General features: G+C 74.0%; 22 protein-coding genes. 5 read left to right on the forward strand and 17 right to left on the reverse strand.

Going from position 1 to position 25,051, the window contains the following annotated elements; translation table 11 throughout:
* Nucleotides 1–101 precede the first annotated feature (101 nt).
* Nucleotides 102–548 (forward strand): nitroreductase family deazaflavin-dependent oxidoreductase, encoded by a 447-nt coding sequence (locus tag KZX45_RS18660; protein ID WP_248259260.1) that lies wholly within the window; start codon nt 102–104, stop codon nt 546–548.
* Between the two features lie 104 nt (nt 549–652).
* On the opposite strand, the gene KZX45_RS18665 is transcribed toward KZX45_RS18660, so the two are convergent.
* Both KZX45_RS18665 and argH read right to left on the reverse strand, forming a co-directional pair.
* Nucleotides 653–1,345 carry a DNA-3-methyladenine glycosylase gene (locus KZX45_RS18665; RefSeq protein WP_248259261.1) on the reverse strand — a complete coding sequence of 231 codons (693 nt, stop codon included), beginning with the start codon at nt 1,343–1,345 and terminating at the stop codon, nt 653–655.
* Between the two features lie 4 nt (nt 1,346–1,349).
* Nucleotides 1,350–2,876 carry an argininosuccinate lyase gene (argH, locus tag KZX45_RS18670; RefSeq protein ID WP_248259262.1) on the reverse strand — a complete coding sequence of 509 codons (1,527 nt, stop codon included), beginning with the start codon at nt 2,874–2,876 and terminating at the stop codon, nt 1,350–1,352.
* A 166-nt stretch (nt 2,877–3,042) separates the two neighbouring features.
* Between argH and KZX45_RS18675 the strand changes: the two genes are divergently transcribed.
* Together KZX45_RS18675 and argF are read left to right on the forward strand one after the other, a co-directional pair.
* Nucleotides 3,043–4,392, forward strand: a complete 1,350-nt coding sequence (locus KZX45_RS18675; RefSeq protein ID WP_248259263.1) for an arginine deiminase — start codon at nt 3,043–3,045, stop codon at nt 4,390–4,392.
* Nucleotides 4,393–4,445: 53 nt separating this feature from the next.
* Complete coding sequence (gene argF, locus KZX45_RS18680) at nt 4,446–5,462, forward strand: ornithine carbamoyltransferase (RefSeq protein WP_248259264.1); 1,017 nt, start codon at nt 4,446–4,448, stop codon at nt 5,460–5,462.
* Between the two features lie 145 nt (nt 5,463–5,607).
* Here the strand turns inward: argF and KZX45_RS18685 are convergent, their stop codons facing one another.
* From KZX45_RS18685 to argC, 6 genes are all read right to left on the reverse strand, one after another.
* Nucleotides 5,608–6,873 carry an argininosuccinate synthase gene (locus tag KZX45_RS18685; protein WP_248259265.1) on the reverse strand — a complete coding sequence of 422 codons (1,266 nt, stop codon included), beginning with the start codon at nt 6,871–6,873 and terminating at the stop codon, nt 5,608–5,610.
* 110 nt (nt 6,874–6,983) lie between these two features.
* A complete protein-coding gene (locus tag KZX45_RS18690; RefSeq protein ID WP_248259266.1) occupies nt 6,984–7,559 on the reverse strand; it encodes an arginine repressor in 576 nt (191 codons plus the stop codon).
* Complete coding sequence (locus KZX45_RS18695; RefSeq protein WP_248259267.1) at nt 7,556–8,839, reverse strand: acetylornithine transaminase; 1,284 nt, start codon at nt 8,837–8,839, stop codon at nt 7,556–7,558. The genes KZX45_RS18690 and KZX45_RS18695 overlap by 4 nt, the downstream gene beginning before the upstream one ends.
* Nucleotides 8,836–9,777, reverse strand: a complete 942-nt coding sequence (gene argB / locus KZX45_RS18700) for an acetylglutamate kinase (protein ID WP_248259268.1) — start codon at nt 9,775–9,777, stop codon at nt 8,836–8,838. Before argB ends, KZX45_RS18695 begins: the two co-directional genes overlap by 4 nt.
* Nucleotides 9,774–10,982 (reverse strand): bifunctional glutamate N-acetyltransferase/amino-acid acetyltransferase ArgJ, encoded by a 1,209-nt coding sequence (argJ, locus tag KZX45_RS18705; RefSeq protein WP_248259269.1) that lies wholly within the window; start codon nt 10,980–10,982, stop codon nt 9,774–9,776. The genes argB and argJ overlap by 4 nt, the downstream gene beginning before the upstream one ends.
* Complete coding sequence (gene argC, locus KZX45_RS18710; protein ID WP_248259270.1) at nt 10,979–12,037, reverse strand: N-acetyl-gamma-glutamyl-phosphate reductase; 1,059 nt, start codon at nt 12,035–12,037, stop codon at nt 10,979–10,981. Before argC ends, argJ begins: the two co-directional genes overlap by 4 nt.
* A gap of 194 nt (nt 12,038–12,231) precedes the next feature.
* Here argC and KZX45_RS18715 point away from each other — a divergent pair, with 194 nt between their 5' ends.
* Nucleotides 12,232–13,215: a quinone oxidoreductase gene (locus KZX45_RS18715; protein WP_248259271.1), complete on the forward strand. Its 984-nt coding sequence runs from the start codon at nt 12,232–12,234 to the stop codon at nt 13,213–13,215.
* A gap of 97 nt (nt 13,216–13,312) precedes the next feature.
* On the opposite strand, the gene KZX45_RS18720 is transcribed toward KZX45_RS18715, so the two are convergent.
* The 6 genes from KZX45_RS18720 to KZX45_RS18745 all read right to left on the reverse strand — a co-directional run bounded on the left by KZX45_RS18720 (nt 13,313) and on the right by KZX45_RS18745 (nt 21,830).
* Nucleotides 13,313–13,822, reverse strand: a complete 510-nt coding sequence (locus KZX45_RS18720) for a flavodoxin domain-containing protein (RefSeq protein WP_248259272.1) — start codon at nt 13,820–13,822, stop codon at nt 13,313–13,315.
* Between the two features lie 213 nt (nt 13,823–14,035).
* On the reverse strand, nt 14,036–15,286 hold the full coding sequence (locus KZX45_RS18725) for a glycosyltransferase (protein ID WP_248259273.1): 1,251 nt from the start codon (nt 15,284–15,286) through the stop codon (nt 14,036–14,038).
* Nucleotides 15,287–15,353: 67 nt separating this feature from the next.
* The gene (locus KZX45_RS18730; RefSeq protein WP_248259274.1) at nt 15,354–16,157 is read right to left on the reverse strand and encodes an SDR family oxidoreductase; all 804 of its coding nucleotides are present in this window, start codon (nt 16,155–16,157) and stop codon (nt 15,354–15,356) included.
* Nucleotides 16,150–18,768 (reverse strand): phenylalanine--tRNA ligase subunit beta, encoded by a 2,619-nt coding sequence (pheT, locus tag KZX45_RS18735; RefSeq protein ID WP_248259275.1) that lies wholly within the window; start codon nt 18,766–18,768, stop codon nt 16,150–16,152. Before pheT ends, KZX45_RS18730 begins: the two co-directional genes overlap by 8 nt.
* A 1-nt stretch (nt 18,769) precedes the next feature.
* Nucleotides 18,770–19,846, reverse strand: a complete 1,077-nt coding sequence (pheS, locus tag KZX45_RS18740) for a phenylalanine--tRNA ligase subunit alpha (protein WP_248259276.1) — start codon at nt 19,844–19,846, stop codon at nt 18,770–18,772.
* Nucleotides 19,847–20,186: 340 nt separating this feature from the next.
* The gene (locus tag KZX45_RS18745; protein WP_248259277.1) at nt 20,187–21,830 is read right to left on the reverse strand and encodes a DUF222 domain-containing protein; all 1,644 of its coding nucleotides are present in this window, start codon (nt 21,828–21,830) and stop codon (nt 20,187–20,189) included.
* A gap of 274 nt (nt 21,831–22,104) precedes the next feature.
* On the opposite strand from KZX45_RS18745, the gene KZX45_RS18750 reads away from it, so the two are divergent.
* Nucleotides 22,105–22,644, forward strand: a complete 540-nt coding sequence (locus tag KZX45_RS18750; protein WP_248259278.1) for a DoxX family protein — start codon at nt 22,105–22,107, stop codon at nt 22,642–22,644.
* Between the two features lie 203 nt (nt 22,645–22,847).
* Here the strand turns inward: KZX45_RS18750 and KZX45_RS18755 are convergent, their stop codons facing one another.
* From KZX45_RS18755 to KZX45_RS18765, 3 genes are all read right to left on the reverse strand, one after another.
* Nucleotides 22,848–23,492: a 2'-5' RNA ligase family protein gene (locus KZX45_RS18755; protein ID WP_248259279.1), complete on the reverse strand. Its 645-nt coding sequence runs from the start codon at nt 23,490–23,492 to the stop codon at nt 22,848–22,850.
* A gap of 4 nt (nt 23,493–23,496) precedes the next feature.
* Nucleotides 23,497–23,823 (reverse strand): hypothetical protein, encoded by a 327-nt coding sequence (locus KZX45_RS18760; RefSeq protein WP_248259280.1) that lies wholly within the window; start codon nt 23,821–23,823, stop codon nt 23,497–23,499.
* Between the two features lie 147 nt (nt 23,824–23,970).
* Entirely contained in the window at nt 23,971–24,993 is a 1,023-nt protein-coding gene (locus KZX45_RS18765; protein ID WP_248259281.1) for an iron-siderophore ABC transporter substrate-binding protein, read from the reverse strand.
* Between the last annotated feature and the right edge of the window lie 58 nt (nt 24,994–25,051).

Here is a 25,051-nt window from a genome sequence, read left to right on the forward strand (position 1 = left end):
ACTCGTACAGGTCGACGGCCTGCCGACGGAACTCATCGGAGTAGTTCTTACGGGCCATGGTTCTTGATTCTCGCTCTCTCCCGCACGTTGCGGGATTCAGCGTGTCCAAGAACCAGGGTCAGGGCCCCCTGCGGTTCACCCATGTCGGCCGCCGCAGCGGTCACCCTCACGACACCGTGGCGATGGTCCTGCACGTCGACGACGCCACCGGTGAGGCTTTCATCTGCGCGGGCTGGGGGAAGGAGACCGACTGGGTCAAGAACCTGCACGCCGGGCCGGCGGTGAATGTCCAGATCGGGCGGGCGTCCTTCCGCCCGGACCACCGGTTCCTGACCGACGACGAGGCGTTCGAGGTGGCGGTTCGCTTCCGCCGCGCGCACCCGTACCGCCTGCGGCTGTTCGAGACCGTCCTCGGCTGGGGCGATCTCAGCGACGACGACGCGGTGCGGGAGTTCGTCCGCACCCACCCGTTCGTCGGCCTGCGCCCCGCCGCGCCCGCGGCACACGGTCCGGGTCCGGGTCCGGGTCCGGGTCCGACGGGATCCTGACCGAGGGGCGAGGTGCCGGAGCCGGCCGGGCTCGGCGAGGCGAGACGAGACGAGACGAGACGAGACGAGACGAGACGAGACGAGACGAGACGACGTTGCAGGGGTCAGCGCCGCCGCGGGGCGGCGGGCCGGTACACCGAGACAGTGGGCTCGCCGTCGATCCAGAACCGCCAGGGAAAGACCGCCCCGTCCCCGCCCGCTCCGGCGACGCCCACGCGGGGTCCGGTGCGCACCAGCTCGGGATCCACCCGCTCGGCCGGGGCGAGCTCGGCCCGCCCGCCGATGGCGAGCTCCAGGCCGCTGTCGGCACCGGTGAGCCCCAGCGCCTGGGCGAGGCGGGCGGGGCCCCGCGCGAGGTCGCGGTCCGCGCGGGCCGCTGGGCGGCGGGCGCGTGCCACGTCGAGGCCGGAGACCACCTCTCCCGCCCGCAGCAGCAGCGCCGAGGCGGTTCCGGCGGTCCCGCAGACGAGGTTCGCGCACCAGTGCATGCCGTACGTGAAGTAGACGTACAGCCGGCCGCCGTCCTCGAACATGGGCGCGGTGCGGGCGGTGAGCCCCCGGTACGCGTGCGAGCCGGGGTCGGACTCGCCGCTGTACGCCTCCACCTCGGTGAGACGGACGGCGACGTCACCCGGCACGCCTCCGGCTCCGCCGTCGGGCGTCCGGACGGTCAGGACCGCACCCAGGACCAACGGTGCGGCCTCGACGGCCGGGCGGGCCAGCAGGTCCTCCCAGGGGGTGCTCTGCAGCCCGCCGGTGCGCCGGGCCGGGCCGGCGCCGTGATCCAGCTCGGTCATCGGATCAGTCCTCGGAGCCGGCCGCCCGGGCGTCGGAAAGCGAGCCGGCCGCCGGGCCGTCGGACGGCGAGCCGTCGTCCTCCCCGTCGAGGTCGCCCTCGGCCCAGCGGCGCAGGTCCGCGGAGAGCGCGCCGGCGCGGGCGAGCTGCTCGACCACACGGACCGGGGCGGTGCCGCCGTGCCCGTCGCGGGAGGCGATCGACCCCTCGACGCTGAGGACCTCGCGGACCGCCGGCGTCAGGTGCTCGCTGATCCCCGCGAGCTCGCCGTCGGTGAGGTCCCACAGCTCCTTGTCCTGCTCCTCGCACGTGCGCACGCAGGCACCGGCAACCTCGTGGGCGACACGGAAGGGGACACCCTGGCGGACGAGCCACTCGGCGATGTCCGTGGCGAGGGAGAAGCCCTGCGGGGCGAGCGCGGCCATCCGCTCGGTGTCGAAGGTCAGCGTCGCAACCATGCCCGCCACGGCGGGCAGCAGGAGGTCGAGGGTGTCCACGCCGTCGAAGACGGGCTCCTTGTCCTCCTGCAGGTCACGGTTGTAGGCCAGCGGAAGCCCCTTGAGCGTGGCGAGCAGGCCGGTGAGGTCGCCGATGAGCCGCCCCGCCTTGCCGCGGGCGAGCTCGGCGACGTCGGGGTTCTTCTTCTGCGGCATGATGCTCGAGCCGGTGGAGAAGGCGTCGTCGAGGCGGACGAAACCGAACTCCTTCGTGGCCCAGAGGATGACCTCCTCGCTCAGCCGGGAGAGGTCCACCCCCGTCATCGCGACGACGAAGGCGAACTCGGCGACGACGTCGCGCGCGGCCGTCCCGTCGATCGAGTTCTCCACGCTGGCGTCGAACCCGAGGTCCGCCGCGACGGCGTCGGGGTCGAGCCCGAGCGACGAGCCGGCCAGTGCGCCCGAGCCGTACGGCGAGACCGCGGCGCGGCGGTCCCAGTCGACCCAACGCTGGACGTCGCGCATCAGCGGCCACGCGTGCGCGAGCAGGTGGTGCGCGAGCAGCACCGGCTGGGCGTGCTGGAGGTGCGTGCGCCCGGGCATGACGGCGTCGGGGTGGGCGGCGGCCTGGCCGACGAGGGCGTCGACGACGTCGAGGACGCCGCCCGCCAGCTCGCGCGCCGAGTCGCGCAGGTACATGCGCACGAGCGTCGCGATCTGGTCGTTCCGCGAGCGCCCGGCGCGGAGCTTCCCGCCGAGCTGGGTGCCGGCACGCTCGATCAGGCCTCGCTCGAGGGCGGTGTGGACGTCCTCGTCGTCGTCGGCGGCGGTGAAGGCCCCGGAGGCGACGTCGGAGTCAAGGCTGTCGAGGGCCGCGAGCATGCCGTCGAGCTCGCCGTCGTCGAGCAGGCCGGCGGCGTGGAGCACGCGGCTGTGCGCCCGCGAGCCGGCGATGTCGTACCGGGCGAGCCGCCAGTCGAAGTGGGTGGACTTGCTCAGGGCCGCGAGCGCGTCGGCAGGTCCGCCGGCGAACCGGCCGCCCCACAGGCTGACGTGGGACTCGGGCGTGGCGGCGTCGGAGGCGGTGGTGTCCATGGGGCGATCTTGCCGTGCCGGGCCGGTGCCGCGCACACCCGTCCGAACGTGGGTGCTACGCGTCGGCCGGACGCGCGGACCGTCGGCCGTGCCCGGCCCGCAGGGCCGCGGGTGCGCCGTCGGGGATGCTCGATCCGTGAGACCGTGTGCGACGGAGGGAGCACTCATGGACGAGACCACCGCCGCGATGCCTCGCGCCGATCACCAGCGCGACGACCAGCCGCGCGCCGCGGAGCCGCAGGCCGAGACGCGAGCCGGAGCGCCCGGGGCCCACGCACCCGGGACCGACGTACCCACGGGGCCGTACGTCGGCTCGGAGGTCGGGCGGCTGCGCGAGGTGATCGTGCACCGCCCCGGCCTGGAGCTGCTGCGCCTGACGCCGGAGAACAAGGACGACCTCCTCTTCGACGACCTGATCTGGGTGCGCCGCGCCCAGGAGGAGCACGACGAGCTGTGCGCGCTCCTGGCGGGAGCCGGCGCCACGGTGCTCCAGCTCGGCGACCTGCTGCGCGAGACCGTCGCCGTGCCGGAGGCGCGGACGTACATCCTCGACCACGCCTTTGACGAGCGCGTGCACGGGCCGGCCGCCGGTCCCCTCCTCCGGGCGACCGCCGAGGCCATGGACGCGGCCGAGCTGACCGAGCTCCTGATCGGCGGGCTGACCAAGCGCGAGCTGCTCGAGCGCACGGACGAGCCGCGGTCGCTCGTGATGCACACGCTCGGCACGGACGAGCTGGTCCTGCCGCCGCTGCCGAACCACCTGTTCACCCGGGACACGTCTGCCTGGGTCTACGACGGCGTGGCCGTGAACTCCATGCGGATGGCGGCCCGCATGCGTGAGTCCGTGAACTACGAGGCGATCTACCGCTGGCACCCGCACTTCGCCGGCGGCGGCTACCACCGTTGGTCGGACGGCCTGGACGACGGCGTGGCGACGGTGGAGGGCGGCGACGTCCTGGTGCTCGGCGGCGGGGCGGTCCTGGTCGGCATGAGCGAGCGCACCACGCCGCAGGGGGTCGAGCGCCTCGCGACCCGGCTCTTCGCCGCGGGGTCGGCCGACCGGGTGGTGGCGCTGAACCTGCCCTCGGCGCGGGTCTTCATGCACCTGGACACCGTCATGACCATGGTCGACGAGCGGTCCTTCATCAAGTACGAGGGCCTGGGGATGCTCCCCTCATACACGGTCACCCCGGGGCCCGGGGGCGGCCTGGAGATCGCCGACCATCCCCCCGAGCAGATGCACGAGGCCATCTCCGACGCGCTCGGACTCGACGGCGTGCGGATCCTGACGGCGGAGCAGGACGTCCACTCTGCGGCCCGGGAGCAGTGGGACGACGGGTGCAACGCCCTGGCGGTCGCCCCGGGCGTGGTCGTGACGTACGACCGCACGGTCACCTCCAACACCCACCTGCGCCGGGCCGGCGTCGAGGTGCTGACGATGCCGGGCGCGGAGCTCGGGCGCGGACGCGGCGGCCCGCGCTGCATGACGTGCCCTACGATCCGTGACGACGTCTGAGCGAGCTTCCGGCCGGCGGGCGTCCCCCGCCCCCGACCGAGGAAGAGGTACTCGTGAGCATCGACCTGCGTGGACGGAGCTTCCTCAAGGAGCTCGACTTCACCGGGGACGAGTGGCGCCACCTGCTGGACCTGGCCGGGACGCTCAAGGCCGAGAAGATGGCCGGCACCGAGTCACGGCGCCTGACGGGCCGGAACATCGCCCTCATCTTCGAGAAGACCTCCACCCGCACGCGCACGGCGTTCGAGGTGGCGGCGTACGACCAGGGCGCGCACGTGACGTACCTGGACCCGGGCGGCTCCCAGATCGGGCACAAGGAGTCGTTCAAGGACACCGCGCGCGTGCTCGGCCGGTTCTACGACGGCATCGAGTACCGCGGCGCGCGCCAGGCCGACGTCGAGACGCTCGCGCAGTACTCCGGCGTGCCGGTCTTCAACGGGCTGACCGACGAGTGGCACCCCACCCAGATGCTCGCCGACGGGCTGACGATGCGCGAGCACGCCGCGCTGGTCGACGGCCGGCCCAAGCCCGAGTCGGAGATCGTCCACGCCTACGTCGGTGACGCCCGCAACAACACCGCCCACTCGATCCTCGTCTCGGGCGCGCTGCTGGGCCTGGACGTCCGCCTCGTCGCGCCCCTCGGGCTCCAGCCCGACCCGTCCGTCGTCGCCCAGGCGCAGACGGTCGCCGACCGCACCGGGGCACGCCTGCTCGTGACCGACGACGTCACGACCGGGGTGCGGGGCGCGGACTTCGTCTCGACCGACGTCTGGGTCTCCATGGGCGAGAAGAAGGAGGCCTGGGACGAGCGCATCGCGCTCCTGCGCGACTACCAGGTCAACGCCGAGCTCCTGGCGGCCACCGGCAACCCCGGCGTCCGCTTCATGCACTGTCTGCCCGCCTTCCACGACCTCGGCACCACGGTGGGCCGCGAGATCTACGAGCGCACCGGCATGGCGGCGCTCGAGGTCACCGACGAGGTCTTCGAGTCCGAGGCCTCGGTCGTCTTCGACCAGGCGGAGAACCGGATGCACACCATCAAGGCCGTCCTGGTCGCGACGCTGGGCTGAGGACGACGCCGGGTCGGGCCGCCGACCGAGGGGGACGCCTGCCGACGGGGACGACGACGGCGGGCCCCTCCCCCGGTGAGGCCCGCCGTCGTCGCGCTCGTGCTGCGCCGCCCGGCGGCACCCGCGGGTGCCGCCGCCGCCCTCGTCAGGCGGTGAGGTTCGCCGGCGCGCTGAGGTCCACGCCGTTGCCGAAGGTGACGTCGCGCGCCGCGGAGAGCTTGGACGTCATGCCGTAGATCTCGATGAAGCCGCGCGAGTGCGACTGGTCGAACGCGTCGCCCGTGTCATAGGTGGCGAGGTTGAAGTCGTACAGGCTCTGCTCCGAGCGGCGGCCGGTGACCGTCGCGCGCCCGCCGTGCAGGATCATCCGGATGTCGCCGGAGACGTAGCGCTGGGTGTCGTCGACGAACACGTCGAGCGAGTGCTTGAGCGGGGAGAACCACTGGCCGTCGTAGACCAGCTCGGTCCAGCGCTGGCCGACGCCGCGCTTGAACCTCGCCTGCTCGCGCTCGACCGTGACGTTCTCGAGCTCCTTGTGGGCGGCGATCAGCGCCATGGCGCCGGGGGCCTCGTAGACCTCGCGGGACTTGATGCCCACCAGCCGGTCCTCGACGATGTCGATCCGGCCCACGCCCTGGGCGCCGGCGCGGCGGTTCATCTCCTGGATCGCCTGCAGCGGGGTGACGGCGTGGCCGTCGATCGCCACCGGGACGCCCTCCTTGAAGGTGATGACGACCTCGTCGGGCAGCGGCGGGTAGGTCGGGTCGTCCGTGTAGGAGTAGACGTCCTTGGTGGGCTCGTTCCAGATGTCCTCGAGGAAGCCGGTCTCGATGGCGCGGCCCCAGACGTTCTGGTCGATGGAGAACGGGTTGTGCTTCGTCGTCTCGATCGGCAGGTTGTGCGTCTCGGCGTACTCGATCGCGACGTCGCGGGTCAGCGCGAGGTCGCGCACCGGGGCGAGGCACTTCAGGTCGGGCGCGAGCGAGGTGATGCCCACCTCGAAGCGGACCTGGTCGTTGCCCTTGCCGGTGCAGCCGTGCGCGACGGTCGTGGCGCCGAACTGGCGGGCGGCGCGCACGAGGTGCTTGACGATCACCGGGCGCGAGAGGGCCGAGACCAGCGGGTAGGAGTCCATGTACAGCGCGTTCGCCTTGAGCGCCGGCATGCAGTACTCGGCGGCGAACTCCTCGCGGGCGTCGGCGACGTAGGCCTCGACCGCGCCGCAGTCGAGGGCGCGCTGGCGGATGACCTCGAGGTCCTCCCCGCCCTGGCCGACGTCGACCGCGACGGCGATGACCTCGGCGCCGGTGCGCTCACCGATCCAGCCGATCGCGACGGACGTGTCGAGGCCGCCCGAGTAGGCCAGGACGACCCGCTCCTTGCCGGACGTGGTGGTGGTGTTCTCGCTCATGGGTCTCTCCTGGTTGATCTCTCACGGCAGTGCCGCGTGTGTCGGGTCGTGCGGGCGGGGCCCGGCGGTCTGTGTGCTGCTGCAGAAGCGGGGCCCTGCGGCCCGCTCGGTCAGGTGTGGTCTGGGTAGCCCGGTCCGGTGCCGGGCCGGGTTCGCCCGCGCGTGGCGAGGTCGAGCAGCCGGGCGGCGAGCGCCTGGGCGCCCGCGGCGTCCCGGGCGATCACCAGGACGGTGTCGTCCCCGGCGATGCAGCCGAGGACCCCCGGGAGCACCGAGTTGTCGATGGCGTACGCCAGCAGCTGGGCGGCGCCCGGCGGCGTCCGCAGCACCACCTGGTTCGCCGTGGCGTCCGCGCTGACGAGCACCTCCGCGCACCAACGCTGCAGCCGGGCCGCGATCTGCTCGGACTCCTCGGCCGCGACGGGCAGGCGTGCGCCGCCCTCCGCCGGCAGCGCGTAGACCTGCTCCCCGCCCGGCCCGCGGACCTTCTGGGCGCGCAGCTCGTCGAGGTCCCGGGAGAGCGTGGCCTGGGTGGTGTGCACGCCTCGCTCGGCCAGCGCCTCGCGGAGCTCGGACTGCGAGCGGACCGGGTGGTGGGCGAGGATCTGCGCGATCGTGGCGTGGCGGGCCGCCTTCGTCGCGGCGACGACGGAACCCGCCTCCGCGGCGAACTCCTCGGCGCTCACGCCGACACCGCCTGCCGTGCCGCGGCGAGCGCGGCCGGGAGCGCCTCGACGAAGGAGTCCGCCTGCTCGGCCGTCAGCACCAGCGGCGGCGCGAGCCGCAGCGCGTCCTCGCGCACCGGGTTGACGATGAAGCCGGCCTCGAGCAGGGCCGCCGCGGCTCCCTTCGCGACCGGCGCGTCGAGCTGGACCGCCAGGAGCAGCCCGGTGCCGCGGACCTCGACGACGCCGTCCACGCCCGCCAGCGCGGTGCGCAGCGCCGCCCCTGTCGCGGCGACGTGGGCGAGCAGGCCCTCGCGCTCGATCGTGTCGACGACGGCGAGCGCGGCGGCCGCCGCGACGGGGTTGCCGCCGAACGTGGTGCCGTGCTGGCCGGGGCCGAGCAGCGTGGCGGCGTGCTCGCCGAGCGCGACGACGGCGCCGATCGGCATCCCGCCCCCCAGGCCCTTGGCGAGGGTGACGACGTCGGGGACGACGGCTCCGCCGTCGAGCGCGTGGTGCGCCATCCAGGTGCCGGTGCGGCCGATGCCGGACTGGACCTCGTCGAGGACGAGGAGGGCGCCGGCCTCCTGGGTGAGCCGGCGCGCGGCGGCGAGGTAGCCGTCGGGGAGCGGACGGACGCCCGCCTCACCCTGGACGGGCTCGAGGAAGAGCGCGGCGACGTCGTCCCCGAGCGCCGCCTCGAGCGCGGCGAGGTCGCCGAAGGGCAGGAACTCGACGCCGCCGGGCAGCGGCTCGAACGGCTCGCGGTAGGCGGCCTTGTGGGTCAGCGACAGCGCCCCCATGGTCCGGCCGTGGAAGGCACCCTCGAGGGCGAGGACCCGCGGCCGGCCGCGGCCGCCGTGCCGGCGGGTGAGCTTGAGCGCGGCCTCGTTCGCCTCGGTGCCGGAGTTGGCGAGGAAGACGCGGGAGCCGGCGGGGGCGCCGCCGGGACTCACGACGGCGAGCAGCCGTTCCGCGAGCATGACCTGCGCCGGGGTGGTGAAGAAGTTCGACACGTGGCCGAGGGTGCCGAGCTGGTCGGTGACGGCCGCGACCAGCGACGGGTGCGCGTGGCCGAGGGCGTTGACCGCGATGCCGCCGAGGAGGTCGAGGTACCGGTTGCCGTCGGCGTCCCAGACGTAAGCACCCTCGCCGCGCACGAGGACGCGCTGGGGGTCGCCGAAGGTGTTCATGACGGCGCCGCGGTACCGCTCGGTCCACCGCTCGCCGGCGGTGTCGTGCTCGGTGGCGCTGTGCTCACCGACGGTGCTGTGCTCGCCTGCGGTGCTGTGCTCGCTCATGCGTCCTCCTCGTCGGGCGACACGAGGGTGCCCACACCCTCGGCCGTGAAGATCTCCAGCAGCACCGAGTGCGGCTGCCGGCCGTCGATGACGTGCGCCTGGGGGACCCCTCCGCGCACGGCGCGCAGGCAGGCCTCCATCTTCGGCACCATTCCCGACTGCAGCGAGCCGAGCATGCCCTCGAGCTCGTCGGCCCCGATGTGGGAGATCAGGGACGAGCGGTCCGGCCAGCTGCGGTACAGCCCCTCCACGTCGGTGAGCACCACGAGCTTCGTCGCGCCCAGCGCCACGGCGAGGGCTGCGGCGGCGGTGTCGGCGTTGACGTTGAGCACCCGGGTGGGCTCGTCCAGGTCGATCGCCACGGTGGAGACGACCGGGATGCGCCCGACGTCCAGGAGGTCCTCGACCGCCTGCGGGTCGACCGCGACGACGTCGCCGACCAGGCCGACGTCGGTGGGCTCGCCGTCGACGAGGGCGGGGCGCCGCACCGCCTGCAGCAGGCGGCCGTCCTCGCCGGAGAGTCCCACCGCGTGCGCCACGTCGGCGTTGAGGAGGGACACCAGCTCGCGCTGGACGTGCCCGGTGAGCACCATGCGGACGATGTCCATGACGTCCGGGGTGGTCACCCGCAGCCCCCCGAGGAACTCGGACTCCAGGCCGACCCGGTCGAGCATCGAGGAGATCTGGGGGCCGCCGCCGTGCACGACGACGGGCCGCAGGCCCACCTGGTGCAGGAAGAGGACGTCCTCGGCGAAGGCGCGCTTGAGCGCGTCGTCGACCATGGCGTTGCCGCCGTACTTGATGACGACGCGGGCGCCGGAGAACCGCCGCAGCCAGGGCAGCGCCTGGATGAGGACCTCCGCCTTCTGGTGGGCGAAGAGGCCGCGCTCGGTGTCGAAGTCCGCCGGCACCTGCGGCGAAGGGGTCTGCTCGCTCATGTGGAGTACGCGCTGTTCTCGTGGACGTAGTCGTGCGTGAGGTCGTTGGTCCAGACCGTGGCGGTGGCGCCGCCCGCATGGAGGTCGACGTCGACGCGCACCTCGCGGGCGGCGGCGAGGTCCACCAGGGAGCGGTCCTCCCCCACCCCGCCCGCGCGGCACACCGTGACGCCGTTGATCGTGACGTCGACGGCGTCGGCCTCGAACGGGGCGACCTCGACCGGCACGGTGCCCACCGCGGAGAGCACCCGGCCCCAGTTGGGGTCGTTGCCGAACACGGCGGCCTTGAACAGGTTCGAGCGGGTCACCGCGCGGGCGACGGCGACCGCGGCGTCCTCCGTGGTCGCCCCGGCGACGGTGACGGCGATGTCGTGGCTGGCGCCCTCGGCGTCGGCGACGAGCTGGCGGGCGAGGTCCGCGCACGCGGCCGTGACCGCCTCGGTGAGCTCCTCGCGGGACGGGGCGACTCCGGAGGCGCCGGAGGCGAGGAGGACGACGGTGTCGTTGGTGGACATGCAGCCGTCGGAGTCGACGCGGTCGAAGGTGACCGCGGTCGCGGCGCGCAGGGCGGCGTCCGCGTCCTCGGCGTCGACCAGGGCGTCCGTGGTGAGGACGCAGAGCATGGTGGCCAGCCCCGGCGCGAGCATCCCGGCGCCCTTGGCCATGCCGCCGACGGACCAGACGGGGGCACCGTCGGACCGGGCCGACCCACCGGCCGCGCCGTCGGCCCCGCGGGTGACGAGGACCTCCTTCGCATGGGTGTCGGTGGTCATGATGGCCTGGGCGGCGGCGGCTCCGCCGTCAGCGGTGAGGGCCTCGGCCGCGGCGTCCACCCCGCCGAGCAGGGCGGGCAGGTCCAGCCGCTCCCCGATCAGGCCGGTGGAGCAGACGACGACGTCGCCGGCGGAGATCCCCAGGACCTCGGAAACGTGCTCGGCCGTGCGGTGGGTGTCGGCGAAACCCTCGGGACCGGTGCAGGCGTTGGCGCCGCCGGAGTTGAGGACGACGGCGTGGGCGGTGCCGTCCCCGACCACCGTGCGCGACCACGTGACCGGTGCAGCCACCACGCGGTTGGAGGTGAAGACGCCGGCCGCCACGTGGTCGGGGCCGTCGTTGACGACGAGCGCGAGATCGGGCTTGCCGGACGCCTTGAGCCCGGCGGTGACGCCTGCGGCGCGGAAGCCGGCGGGTGCGGTGACGCTCACGGGGCCACCCCCACGGTGGTCAGGCCGGTCGTCTCGGGCAGGCCGAGGGCGAGGTTCATGGACTGCACGGCGGCGCCCGCGGTGCCCTTGACGAGGTTGTCGATGGCGCAGACCGTCACCACCCGTCCCGCCCGCTCGTCGACCGCCACCTGCACCAGCGCGGTGTTCGCGCCGGCGACCATCGCGGTGGTGGGCCACTGCCCCTCGGGCAGGAGGCGGGCGAAGGGCTCGTCGCCGTAGTACTGCTCCCAGGCGGCCCGCACGGTCGCTGCGGTGACGTCCGCCCTGAGCGGCGCCATGACCGTGGCGAGGATGCCGCGGGAGACGGGGGCGAGGACCGGCGTGAAGGAGAGTCGGACCGTCCCCGCCCCGGCGGCGCGCAGGTTCTGCTCGATCTCCGGGATGTGCCGGTGGGTGCCGCCGACGGCGTAGGGCGCCAGGGAGCCGAGCCCCTCGGCGGCGAGGAGGTGCGTCCTGGCGGCCTTGCCCGCACCGGAGTAGCCGACCGCGAGGACCGCGACGACGTCGGCCGGGTCGACCAGGCCGGTCGCCACGCCGGGCTGGAGGGCCAGGGTCACCGCCGTGACGTTGCATCCGGGCACCGCGATCCGACGAGCGTCACGCAGCTTCTCCCGCTGGCGGGCGCCCTCGTCGGCGAGGATCAGCTCGGGCATCCCGTAGGGCCAGGAGCCGGCGTGCTCGCTGCCGTAGAACTGCTCCCACGCGGCAGCGTCGGTGAGGCGGTGGTCGGCGCCGCAGTCCAGGACCAGCGCGGAGGAGCCCGCCGAGTCGAGAGCGGCGGCGATCTCCCCCGAGGCACCGTGCGGGAGCGCGAGCACGACGACGTCGTGGCCCGCCAGCGCGTCGACCCCGGTGGGCTCGAGCACGCGGTCCGCGAGCGGCAGCAGATGGGGGTGGTGCGCGCCCAGGCGCTGACCCGCGCTGGAGTGGGCGGTCAGCGCGCCGATCTCGGCGTCGGGATGGTTCAGGAGGAGGCGAAGCACCTCGCCACCGGCATAGCCGGAGGCGCCGGCGACAGCTACGGAGAAGGACACCTGCATAACGATACAGGGCAGTGCATGATGTGTCGCTCTCCGGCGGCAGACGTCCCGGTATCTGGACGGTGCAAGGGGTCACGGGCGCCCCGCGGCCACCGGCCCCGCTCCCGGACCTGCGGTGACGTCCCGGTCAGCTGATGAGCAGAGCGCCGCGTTGTCCGGCCCACCCGGCACCGGCCATGCTGGGCCCTATGCGCGCGATCCACGCCACCCAGGCCGGTGGCCCCGAGGTCCTGTCCGTCGTCGACCTGCCCGACCCGCAGCCCGGGCCCGGCGAGGTCCTCGCCGAGGTGGCCGCGGCTGGCGTCAACTTCATCGACACCTACCAGCGTGGAGGCGTCTACCCGATGCCCTTCCCGCACGTGCCCGGCGCGGAGGGCGCCGGCACGGTGATCGCCGTCGGCGACGGCGTCGACGGCCTCTCCGTCGGCGACCGGATCGCGTGGGCGGAGGCGCCGGGCTCCTACGCCGAGCAGGTGCTCGTGCACGCCGACGCCGCCGTGCCCGTGCCGGACGGTCTCGACCTGGCGGCCGCGGCCGCGCTGCCGCTGCAGGGCATGACCGCCCACTACCTGCTCACGTCGACGTTCCCGGTCGAGGCCGGGCACACGGTGCTGCTGACCGCCGCGGCCGGCGGCGTCGGCCTCCTGCTCACCCAGCTCGCCGCGGCGCGCGGTGCCCGGGTCATCGGCATGGTCGGCTCGCGGGAGAAGGAGGCGCTGGCCCGCGAGGCGGGGGCCGCCGAGGTCATCCGGTACACCGAGCTCGACGACCTCTCCTCCGACGTCCCCCGCCTCGTGCGGGAGCTGACCGACGGGGTCGGCGTGGACGTGGCCTACGACGGCGTCGGCAAGGACACCTTCGACGCCTCCCTCGCGTCGGTGCGCCGCCGCGGCATGCTCGTCCTCTTCGGAGGCGCGAGCGGCCAGGTCCCGCCCTTCGACCTCCAGCGCCTGAACAGGGCCGGCTCGCTCTTCGTCACCCGGCCCAAGCTGGCCGACCACACGGTGGACCGCGAGGAGCTGCTGTGGCGCGCCCGCGACATCTTCGACGCAGCACGCGCCGGGAGCCTGAAGGTGAGGATCGGCGCCCGCTTCCCGCTCACCGAGGCGCGCGCGGCCCACGAGGCGCTCGAGGGGCGGGCGACCACCGGCAAGGTCCTGCTGATCCCCTGAGGGGCGCGGTTCGGCCGTCCGGATCGCCAGCCGGCCGTCCGGATCGCCAGCCGGCCAGCCGTCCGTCTGGCGCCGCCCGTCGGGTGCCGCGCGCGGTTCAGCCGGCTTCTGCGAGGTGCGTCTGAAGCTCGCTCGCGATCCCGCGCGCCCAGGAGCGGATCTCCTCCCAGTCGCGGTAGTCCCCCTCGGGCGCGCCGGAGAGCCGGATCACCGAGCGCTCGCGCAGAGCGAGGACGCTCGGGTCCAGGCGGCCGGCGAAGGTCCGGTAGTCGATCGGGTCGGCCTGCCGCACCACCGTGGAGGCCCGCGCCGGGTCCTGGACCCTGCCGGTCGCGGTGACGCCGGCGAGCCCGCAGGAGAAGGCCCACACCGGCCGCTTCCGCAGCTCGCCGCCGAGCCGCGCCACCAGGCCGCGCATGGACTCCATCCACTGCGTCATGTAGACGGCGGATCCGAGGACGACGGCGTCGACGCCGTCGAGGTCGCGCACGTCCGCGGGCGCCACCCGCCGCGCCTCGTGACCGGACGCGCGCAGCTCCGTGACGATGGCGTCACCGATCTCGTCGGTGGCGTGGTGCTTGGACGCGGTGATGACGAGGATCCTCATGCGTCCACTGTGCGCCCACCCGGCTCGGCACCCGAGGGACCTTTGTCCCCGGATTCGGACGGTGCGTCAGAAACTCGCCGGAAGCCTGCGTTCGTCCGCCGCTCCGCAGGACGGCACCGTTCCGCAGGACAGCACCGACCCGCAGGACGGCACCGTTCCGCCGGACCGCACCCGCTCGGCCGAGAGCACCCGCGCCACCGGACGGCGCCCGGTTCAGCCCGGGTGGGCCGCCTCGATGACATCGGCGGCCGCGCGGACGGCCGCGGCAGGGTCGATGCGTGCCGCGTACGTCACACACCGCTCGCGCACGCCCGGCCGCAGCAGCCGGTCGAGGGCCGTGGCCGCGGCGTCGGGGCTGAAGCGAGCGGGGGCCAGCCGTTCGGCGACGCCGAGGCGGACGAGGCGGTTGGCGTTGTCGGGCTGGTCGTGGGTGAACGGCACCACGAGGTGCGGCACGCCGGCCCGGAGCACCTGCGCGACGGTGCCGATGCCGCCGTGGTGCACGACGGCGGCGACGCGCGGCAGCAGCCGCACCATCGACGCCCACTCCACGTGGAGCGCACCGGCCGGGAGCTGGCTCGGCACCTGGTCGGCGAAGCGGGTCAGGAGGATGGTGCGGCGTCCGCGGAGACGGTTGGCCCCGACCGCCGCCGCGAAGAGCTTTCGGGCGTGGCGCATCGATGAGCCGAACGTCACCACGACGGGCGGGGCACCGGCGTCGAGGAACGCCTCGACCGCCGTCGGGAGGGCAGCCCCCTCGTCACCGGCCGGGACGAACCCGGTGAGCGTCATGTTGACGGGCCAGTCCGGGCGGACGCGGGCGAACCAGTCCGGGAAGAGGCCGAGGTTGCTCTGGGGCGAGGGGGCCCAGCGCCCGAAGACGCGGCTCACCGGCGGCAGGCCGAGCTCCGCCCGGAAGGCGTTGACCGGAGGGGCGAGCACCGGGTCGCACACCCAGCGGTCAACCGCGGCGAGACGCGCCGCGTGGAACGCTGGCGGCAGCCACGACGGTGACCGTACCGGGCCGAGCTCGGCGTTGTCGTAGGAGCTCAGGAACGCCGTGGGCTGGAGATGGACGCCGACGAGCGGGAACCCGAGGCGGTCGTGCGCGATGCGCGCACCGAGCGCGAACACGGACCCGGCCACCACGGTCCCGGCGGGGTCGAGCCCGCCGAGGTACTCGTACACGGGACGCATCGCCGGGACGGCGGCGCGCTCCACGACCGTGCGGAACGAACGCACCGGGCTCCACAGTCCCGGGTCTGCCGTCGTTCGCTCGTAGTCGTCGACGGTGCCGGTCGGGACGAGTTCGAGGCCGGCTGCCTCGACCGTTTCACGGAAGGCGGGGTTGGCGGTCACGGAGACCTGGTGCCCGCGGGACCTGAGCTCGGACCCCACCGCCACGAACGGCAGCACGTCTCCCGCGCTCCCGAGGGTCGCGAGGACCACGCGGCGGCTGCTCATCGTCGAACGATAGGGCTGCGTCGAACGACAGGGCTACGGCCTCACGCAGCGTGCGGGACGGAGACCGTCAGCCGGGCCAGTCGGCGACGCGCAGCCTGCGCACCGTCTCGGCCGGCTCGCCGCGGCCGAGCTGGAACCGGAGCGAGGCGGGCGTGTCCGTCCCTGCCCGCAGGTAGCGCCCGGAGAGCTCGTCCAGGCCGCCGCGGGCGATCACGACCGCCAGCTCGACGACGTCGGCCACATCCGTCCACTCGGTGCGGTCCTCGTGGGAGCGCATGGACCGCGTCATGTCCGTGTCCACCACGCCCGGCGCGAGCTCGAAGGCGCGGAGCCCGCGCGCGAAGCCCGCCTCGTGCAGCCCGCCGCCGATGCGGAAGAGCGCCGTCTTCGAGGCGTAGTACGCGGTGGCGTCGGCGCTGTCCCGGGTGCCCGCACCGGAGTTGAGGTCGATGACCCGGCCGCCGCCGCGGGCGAGCATGCCCGGGACGACGGCGCGGGCGAGCAGGAAGGGTCCCCGCACGTTCGTCTCCATCACCGACCACCACTCGTCGCGGTCGGCCTCCCACAGCGGGACCTCTCGGTCGATGCGGCCCGCGTTGTTCACGAGCAGGTCGATCGAGCCGAGCGCGTCCTCGACGGCGGCCACGGCGCGGTCCACCGCTCCTGCGTCCGTGACGTCGGCGACTGCGACGGCGGTGCGGCGGCCCAGCCCCTCGATCTCCCGCGCGACCTCCGCCAGCCGGTCGCCGTCGCGCGCGAGCACCGCGACGTCCAGGCCGGCCCGTGCCAGACCGACCGCGAGCGCGCGGCCGATGCCACGCGATGCGCCGGTGACCAGCGCGGTGCGGGCGGCCGGCACGGCCTCAGCCACGCAGCACCGCCCCGACCCGCTTGCCGGCCACCTTCACGATCCGGTTGCGCACCCCGGCCGTCTCCTCGGCCGTGAGCGTGCGGTCGGCCGCGCGCAGCCGCAGCGCGAACGCGAGCGACTTCTTGCCCGCACCGAGCTGCTCGCCGGTGAAGACGTCGAACAGCCGGACATCCTCGGCGAGCTCCCCGGCGCCCTCGACGACCGCGGCCAGCACGTCGGCGGCAGGCACGGAGTCGTCGACGACGAGCGCGACGTCCTCCTTGGCGAGCGGGAAGGTCGACACCGGGTTCACCTGCACCGGCTCGGCCGGGCTCGCGGCGAGTATCGCGTCGAGATCCAGCTCGAAGGCGACCGTCCGGGACGGGAGCTCGAACGCCTCGCAGACCTTGGGGTGGAGCTCGCCGGCGTGGCCGACGACGGCGCCGCCCACCGTGAGCTCGGCGCAGCGCCCGGGGTGCCACGGCGCGTGGTCGTCGGCGCGGACGGCGAGCTCGACGCCGACCGTCGAGGCCACGATCCTGGAGGCCTCGAGCGCGTCCGCCCAGTCGCTCCGGCGGCCTGGGCCCCAGACGCCGTCGGGCACCTGCTGCCCCGCGAGGACGCCGGCGACCCGCCGCGGCTGCGCGGGCACGGCGGCCCGCAGCACGGCGAGCTCGTCCTCCGTGGGCCGCCGGTCGACGCCGGGGGCGGTCCCGGCACGGAGGCCCGCAGGGCGTGTGACGAGGCCGATCTCGAAGAGCCCGAGCTCGGCCGTGCCGCGGGAGACGTTGCGGCGCGCCGTCTCCAGGAGCGTGGCCAGGAGGGACGTGCGCAGGGCGGGCGCGTCGTCGGCGATGGGGTTGACGAGTCGCAGCGCGGTGCGGCGGGCGTCGTCGGCGGGCAGGCCCATCCTGTCGTGAACGTCGTCGCCGACGAACGGGTAGGAGAGCACCTGGGTCAGGCCGTGCTCGGCGAGCGCGCGGGCGACGTCACGGCGCTGGCGCTGCGCGACAGTCAGGCCGTGCCCGGCGGGAGCCGGCGGCAGCACGGACGGGATCTCGTCGTAGCCGGCCAGGCGTGCGACCTCCTCGACCAGGTGGGCGGGCCCGACCAGGTCCGGGCGCCAGGTGGGCGGGGTGACGAGCACGCCGGGCGCTGCGTCGTCCGCGCCGTCCCCTGCGACGGTGGTCTCGGCGTCCGCGGCCGGGACCACGGTGCAGCCGATCTGGCGGAGGGTGTCCAGCACCTGCTCGCGCGGGTAGTCCACGCCCACCAGGCGGCCCGCCTGCGAGGGGTCGAACAGGATGGGCGCGGGCGCCGTCGTCTCGTCGAGGTCGCTCACGGCCGGGTCGGCCGTGCCGCCGCCGTGCTCGACGAGCAGGTCGACGACGCGCTGGGCCGCGACCGCCTGGAGGCGAGTGTCCACGCCGCGCTCGAACCGCTTGGCGGCCTCGCTGGGCAGCTTGTGCCGCCGGGCCGTCCGGGCGACGGAGACCGGGTCGAAGTGGGCGGCCTCGATCAGGACGTCGGTGGTGGCGTCGGAGACCTCGGTCTCCGCCCCGCCCATCACGCCGGCGAGGCCGAGGATGCGGCCGGCCCGGGCGCCGTCGGACGAGTCGGTGATGAGGAGGTCCTCGGGGTCGAGCCGGCGCTCGACGTCGTCCAGGGTGGTGAGCTTCTCGCCCGCCCTGGCGCGCCGCACCACGATCGGCGCGGCGAGGGTGCCGAGGTCGTAGGCGTGCAGCGGCTGCCCGAGGTCGAGCATGACGTAGTTGGTCACGTCGACGGCGAGGGAGATGGGTCGCATGCCGGCCTGGGTGAGGCGCTCGACCATCCAGCGCGGGGTGAGCGCGGTCGGGTCGATGCCGCGGACGATCCGGGTGACGAACCGGTCGCTGCCGGGGCCGTCCACGGGCGCCGGGTCCTCGACCTCGACCGCAAAGCCGTCGTCGGTGGCTGCGGGGGGTTGGGTCGGGAGGTTCTCCGGCAGGCCTGGGTCGGTGAACGTGGCGCCGGTGGAGTGGGCGTACTCGCGCGCGACGCCGCGCATGGAGAAGCAGTACCCGCGGTCGGGCGTCACGTTGATCTCGAGGACCTCCGCGCCGAGGCCCAGGAGCTCGAGGGCGTCGGTGCCCGGCGCGGGCACCGCCTCGGCGCCGAGCATCTGCTCGAGCACGATGATCCCCGAGTGGTCCTCGCCGAGGCCCAGCTCGCGGGCCGAGCAGATCATGCCGTCGGAGATGTGGCCGTACGTCTTGCGCGAGGCGATCGGGAACGGTCCGGGCAGCACGGCCCCGGGCAGGGCGACGACGACGTGGTCGCCGGCCTTGAAGTTGTGGGCGCCGCAGATGATGCCGCGGCTCGGCACGTCGGCCGGCTCCTTGCCCTCGCCGGGGGCGTCGTTGAGCTCTCCGACGTCGACGCGGCAGTAGTTGATCGTCTTGCCGTTCTTCTGCTCCTCCTTGGACACGGAGAGCACCTTGCCGACGACCAGCGGGCCGGTGACGGTGGGCGGGACGATCCCCTCCTCCTCGAGGCCGACCCGCACGAGGTCGGCGGCGAGCTGCTCGGCTGTGGTGCCGGCGGGGACCTCGACGTGCTCGGCGAGCCAGGTCAGCGGGACGTAAGGCATGTCAGTTGCCCCTTCCGGTGGTGCCGAACTGCTGGGAGAAGCGGACGTCGCCCTCGACCATGTCGTGCATGTCGGCGATCCCGTGGCGCAGCATGAGCGTGCGCTCGATGCCCATGCCGAAGGCGAAGCCGGAGTAGACGTCCGGGTCGATGCCGGCCGCGACGAGGACGTTGGGGTTGACCATCCCGCAGCCGCCCCACTCGATCCAGCCGGGTCCGCCCTTCTTCTGCGGGAACCACAGGTCCATCTCGGCGCTGGGCTCGGTGAAGGGGAAGAAGCTCGGGCGCAGACGGGTGCGGGCCTCGGGGCCGAACATCGCGCGGGCGAAGTGGTCCAGGGTGCCCTTCAGGTGCGCCATCGTCAGGCCCTTGTCGACCGCGAGGCCCTCGACCTGGTGGAAGACCGGGGTGTGGGTGGCGTCTAAGGCGTCGGTGCGGAACACCTTGCCGGGGCAGGCGATGTAGATCGGGACGTCGCGCGAGAGCATGGTGCGCGACTGAACCGGGGAGGTGTGGGTGCGCAGCACGAGGTGCGGGTCTCCCCCGGCGTCGGCCGGCGGCTCGACGTAGAAGGTGTCCTGCATCTGACGGGCCGGGTGGTCCGGCCCGAAGTTGAGGGCGTCGAAGTTGAACCACTCGTGCTCGACCTCAGGCCCCTCGGCGATCTCCCAGCCCATGGCGACGAAGAAGTCGGAGACGTCCTCCATGAGGGTCTCGAGGGGGTGCCTGGCGCCGCGGGGTCCTCTGGCGGTGGGGAGGGTGACGTCGACGGTCTCGGTGCGCAGCACCTGCTCGTCACGCTCGGCCTCGAGCACCCCCTGCCGCTCGGCGATCGCCTTGTTCAGGCGGCCTCGTGCCTGGCCGAGGAGCTTGCCGGCGACCGCCTTGTCCTTGGGCTCGAGCCCGCCGATGGCGCGGTTGGCGAGAGCGAGCGGGCTGCGGTCGCCGGTGTGGGCCAGGCGTGCGGCCTTCAGCTCGTCGAGGGTGGACGCGGCCGCGACGGCGGCCAGTCCCTTCTCGACCGCGGCCGAGACGGCGGCCTCGTCCAGTGGGTGAAGGGACTCGTCGGTCAAAGTCATGACTACCTTCCGGGCGGTTCGGGGCGGCAGCGCTCGCGTGCGGGCACGGGCCGCTGCCAGCGGGTCAGTCTAGGTGGCGCGCCCGCCCGGGCGGTTCTCGGTCTCGAGGCGCGGCTCAGACCAGGCCCAGGGCGGGCCCGGTAAATCGGCGCGGACGGCCGACCTTCTGCGTCTCACGAGGCACACGTCGATGCTAGCCCAGGCCGGCGGCACCAGGTCGCGGCGCCGGCACGCATCAGCCCCGGTCACAAGGCATCGCCCTGCCAGATGTTGCGCCGCAGCGCTCGCGTTGTGCGACAGCGCTCTCGTTGCGCCACAGCGCGCCGTTGTGCGACAGCGCTCAGAAGGGGGGTGGATCGTCCGAATCATCCTCGGCCGAGCTCGGTCGCTCCGGTCCGGGCGGTCCCAGTGGCGAGCCTTCCGGACCCGGCGGCTCCTGGACCGAGCCGTCCTCGGTCGACCGCGGTGGGGGCGGCCCCGGTGGCCGGACGGGTTTGCGGACGTACGTGTGGCCGGTGGGAGCGGTCCAGGTGACCTCACCCGTCGTCGGATCGCGGTCGGCATCCCACAGGCCGACGGTCTTGACGTCGTGGTGGCTGTGGCACTTGGAGTCGACCTTGTCGGTCGCCGTCTGCGCCACGATGGCGGCCTTGGTGACGTCGTACGAGTCGACATGGTCGATCTCGCAGCGCCAGGCCGGTGTGCGGCACCCCATGAAGACACAGGTCACGTCCCGGGCGAGGACCGTCCGCGTAAGGTCGGCGCCGGGTCGGTAGGCCTTCGACGACAGGGCCACGAACTCACCGGTGGCCGCGTCGGTGAAGAGCGCCCGCCACGTGCCGTCCTGAGCGATCTGCCGAGCCAGGTCGGCCGGGATGGGGCCGTAGCCGCCCAGCTCGGCGGGCTGATCGTCCAGCCCGAGCAGCGTCCCTCCGGCCACTGTCACCTGGATGTGAGGGCTGCGGCGCTGGAGCGCGGGCAGCGCCGTGCCGGCCGGCGTGGTGCCCGTGCCGAGAATGGTGCGGAAGACGTCGGTGAAGGCGTCCGCACGGCGCTGATCCAGGGTCCGGGCGTCCCCCGGTCCCTTGGCGGCCACCGCCATCGCGTCGACGGCGATGCGCACCGTCTCGGCGTCATCGGCGCGGAGGTAACCGCTGAGGAACGACATGGCGTCCGGTCCGGGGTCCACTCGCAGGTGCCGGTCTCCGTAGGCCTTCGCGTGCCGCTTCTTCGCCGCAGCGGGGTTGGCCGTGAGGGCCTCCCGGCGCATCATCTCCCGCAGCTGCGGCGCTGTGTAGATGTCGGCGTCCGGGAGCAGCTTCTCGTGCACCGTGCGGCGCTCGTCCGGCGACAGCCATTCCTCCAGGAGCAGGACGTTCGCCTTGCGTAGGTCGATGTGCCCCGCCGCCAGCGCGTCGGCGACCGCCGGGAACTCCTCCAGCGCCTCGGCGGTGGTGATCCGCCCTTCGGCGGCGTACTTCGTGATGCTCAGCCGCGCCTCGACCTCGTAGACCGTGGAGCGCGCCGAGCGGGGCCCGCCCGCCGAGCGGCGCCGGCCGAGCTCAGTGATGGCTCGGGCCTGCTGCGCCGCCGCCCACGACGCTTCTCTCTCCCACGCGGCCACGATCTCGACGAGCGTGGCGTCGTCCGCGTCGGCCAGCGACGCTCGTTCGAGCTTGCGCGCCAGCTCGGCTCCCGGGCGGTGCGCCTCCAGCAGTGCGGCAGCCGGCGAACGCAGCCGGTGCGGCGACGGCTCCTCCGCCTCGTCCGGGTCCGGCGTGGTCAGTTCCGGCAGGGGAAGGATCCACGGTGCGGCGTCGGCGAGCTTGATCAGCTCGCCCGCGATGTCGGCCGCGGGGGTGTCTCGGTCCTCGTAGTCCAGGCTCAGGGCGAGCATCGGGGCGCCGTCGAACATGCTGACAGAGATCGACGGCGGGCGACCGTGCCGCACCGTCCGCTCCCCGACCGCCATCTCTCCGTCCATGCATCGAACGTACATTCGACCACTGACATCGGGGGTGGCCTTGTGGACAACCAGAATGCGGATCGGCGCTGTGGACCACCAAGGATCGGGTCGACCGGTAGGGAAACCCCTCCGGCGGACGCTGCGAACCGCACGCCGCCGCCCTTAGGACGACGGCGGCCAGGCGCGTGTAGGCCGCATCGAAGGACCCTTGATCGCCGTGCCGCGCCGGTGGGAGCCTGATCGGCGGGCCGGCCGCGACCCGCGGACCTGGCGTCCGACGAAAGGACCGCTCATGTACAGCAAGCCTGACCCGTTCAAGGACGCCGGACGCGTGATCCTTCGTTCCGGCGTCGGCGGGGTCCTGATCGCCCACGGCTGCCAGAAGCTCTTCGGGTGGTTCGGTGGACATGGGCTCAAGGGCACCGCGGCGGCGTTCGAGTCGATGGGCTTCAAGCCAGGTCTGCCCAGTGCGATCGCGGCGGGGCTCGGAGAGGCCGGCGGGGGCGCGTGCCTCGTGCTCGGCCTGGCGACCCCGCTCGCCGCGGCCGCCGCGAGCGGCACGATGGCCGCTGCGGCGGCGGTCCACTACCCCTCGGGATTCTTCGCGCAGAGCGGCGGGTACGAGTACGCGGCACTCCTCGGCGTCTCGACGGCGGCGCTCGCGCTCACCGGCCCTGGCGAGTGGTCGGTCGACAGGTTGCTCGGTTACCGGTTCAACAAGCCGTGGATGTCGGTGGCGGCCCTCGCCGCCACCGCCGTCGCGACGGTCGCCGTGGTCCGCGAGCGCAACCGTGCGGTGGCCAGGGCCGCGAAGGAGTCGCCGGCCGCGTAGCAGGGCTGACCCGCACATCTCCGTGGCCGGGCGAGATCCGCGGCGCAGCGGGGAACCCCAGGGCTGGCGCGGCAGAAGCCAGGGGCTGGCGCGGCAGAAGCCAGGGGCTGGCGCGGCAGAAGCCAGGGGCTGGCGCCGAAGAGCCAGGGGCTGGCGCGGCAGAAGCCCGGCGCTGGCGCAGCACGCAACCGCGGCGTCGGGATCTACCGGGGCCCCAACGCCAGGTCGGCGACGGCCTCGTGCAGAGGGGTCCCGCCCTTGCCCGCGCCGAGGTAGGAGACCTGGAGCCGAGCGTGGGTCGCCGTCCAGGGCGGACCGGTGTAGACGGACAGCGCCTGCGCACGGCGGGAGAGCTCGCCGTCGTCCGAGCGCCGGTTCCTGGCGCGCGCCAGGGTGACGTGCGCCCGTCGACGGTCGCGACGCTCGAAGGTCGCGTACCGCGCCCCGACGTCCTCGCACGCCGCCATGAGCTCGACGAGCCGGCCGCTCTGCCCCTCCCCCGTCGCCTCGTCCCAGAGCCAGCGCCCGCCGTCGCCGCGCGCCTCCTCGTGGACGCCGACCCAGAGCGTCTGCCGCGAGAACACCCCTGCACCGCGCAGCTGCAGCCGCAGCCGCGGGAACCCGGCCGTGGCGCGGGCGAGGTCCTCCGCGAGGTCATCCACGGCACCGTCCGGGACCTCGCCGTAGAAGGCGAGCGTGATGTGCCGCTGCTCCTCGGGGACCCAGCGCAGCGTGGGCCTGCCGCCCCCGGAGCCGGGCACCGGATCGAGCTCGGAGACCGAGCGCACGGCCAGGGCGAGGTGAGCCTGGACCTCCGAGGGCAGCGGCAGCGAGACGAAGAGCCTCATCCGCTCAGCTGGCCCGGTTCCGCGCGGCCGGACCGTCCTCCGGGAGGGCGGCGTTCGACCCAGGGCGGGCGATGTCAGCGTGCGGGCCGAGGACGTCAGACGGGCGGGCGGTGCCGGCGTCGGCAAGCTCGGCCAGCGACGCGGTGAGCGCGGACACGAGCTCGGCAGCCTCGCTCGGACGGAGCCTGGCGGTCGCGACGCACTCGTCAGCTCGCCACACGCTCAGCACGACGACGCCGGACTCGGGATGGGCGGAGATGCGCACACCACGCCCGCCGCCCCGTGGGTCGGGGACCCAGCGGGTGCGCGGCGGTATCGGGACGACGCTCATCTCCGGATGATCCCGCGCGGCCGCGGTGCCGTCAACGAATCGGAGCCGCGGTCGGACGTGACGGCGCCGCCGCCGCCGTCACGGGAGCGCGGCCGCCGCCGTCACCGGACCTCGGCCGCCGCCGTCACCGGACCGCGGTCGCCGCCGTCACCGGACGGCGGCCGCCGCCTCCGCGATCTGCTCGACGTAGGTGTCCAGCCCCCAGCTGACGGACAGCGCTGTGGGCGGGGACATCGCGGCGATGAGCTCGTCGCCGGTGATGCTGGCGACGGCGCCGGACTGCACGGCGGGGATGGCCTGGGCGTACGACTGCCCCAGGAAGGTCTGCGCCTCTTCCTCGGTGCTGGCGTAGTTGACCAGGACATCCGCCTCCAGTCGGTCGGTCTCCTCGTAGCTGAGGGAGTAGACGAAGCTCTCCTCGTCCGTCGCGAGCTCCTCGACCGCCGGGGCGCTCTCCAGGCCGAGGTCGAGCAGGAAGTCGACGCGGGAGTCGGCGGGCTTGTACACCCAGAACGTGCCGCCGACGTCCCACACCGCGGCGACGGTCTTGCCCTCGAGCTCCGGGTGGGCGGCTGCGGCGTCGGCAATCTCGCCGTCGAGGTCCGCGACCAGGTCTGCCGCCTCGTCCGGCGTCCCGAGCGCGGTGCCGACCGTGGTGATGACGTAGCGCCAGGGCGTGGTCCACGGCTCACCCTCGTAGGCGACGGTCGGCGCGATCTCGGACAGCAGCTCGTACTGCTCGGCGGTGATGCCGGAGTACGGGGCGAGGATGACGTCCGGCGCGAGCGCGCCGATCTCTTCGTAGGCGGGCTCCTCGACCGAGGCCGGGATCATCGTGGGCTCCGCGCCGGCCTCCTGCAGGGCCTCCGCCACCCAGGGCAGCTGCCCGTTCTCGTCGGCGGCGTACGTCTGCGCCTCGATCCCGACGGGGACGACGCCGAGTGCGATCGCCGCCTCCGCGCTCCCCCAGCCCAGGGTCACGACGTTCTCGGGCCGCTCGGTGATCTCCGTCGAGCCGAACGCGTGCTCGATGGTGACGGGCTCGAAGTCGCCGGAGCCGGCGGCGGCGGTGGTGGCGGTCTCGTCGGCGGTCCCGCTCGAGCCGCAGGCCGTCAGGGCGAGCAGCGCGGCGGCCGTCGCGGCGGCCGCGACGGGTCGGAATGAGGTCACAGGGACTCCAGGAGGTGGGTTCGGGGTTGGGTTGGTGACAGGTGGGTCTTGCCGGCCT

The sequence above is a fragment of the Georgenia sp. EYE_87 genome (assembly GCF_023148685.1).
In the GTDB taxonomy this organism is placed as follows: domain Bacteria; phylum Actinomycetota; class Actinomycetes; order Actinomycetales; family Actinomycetaceae; genus Georgenia.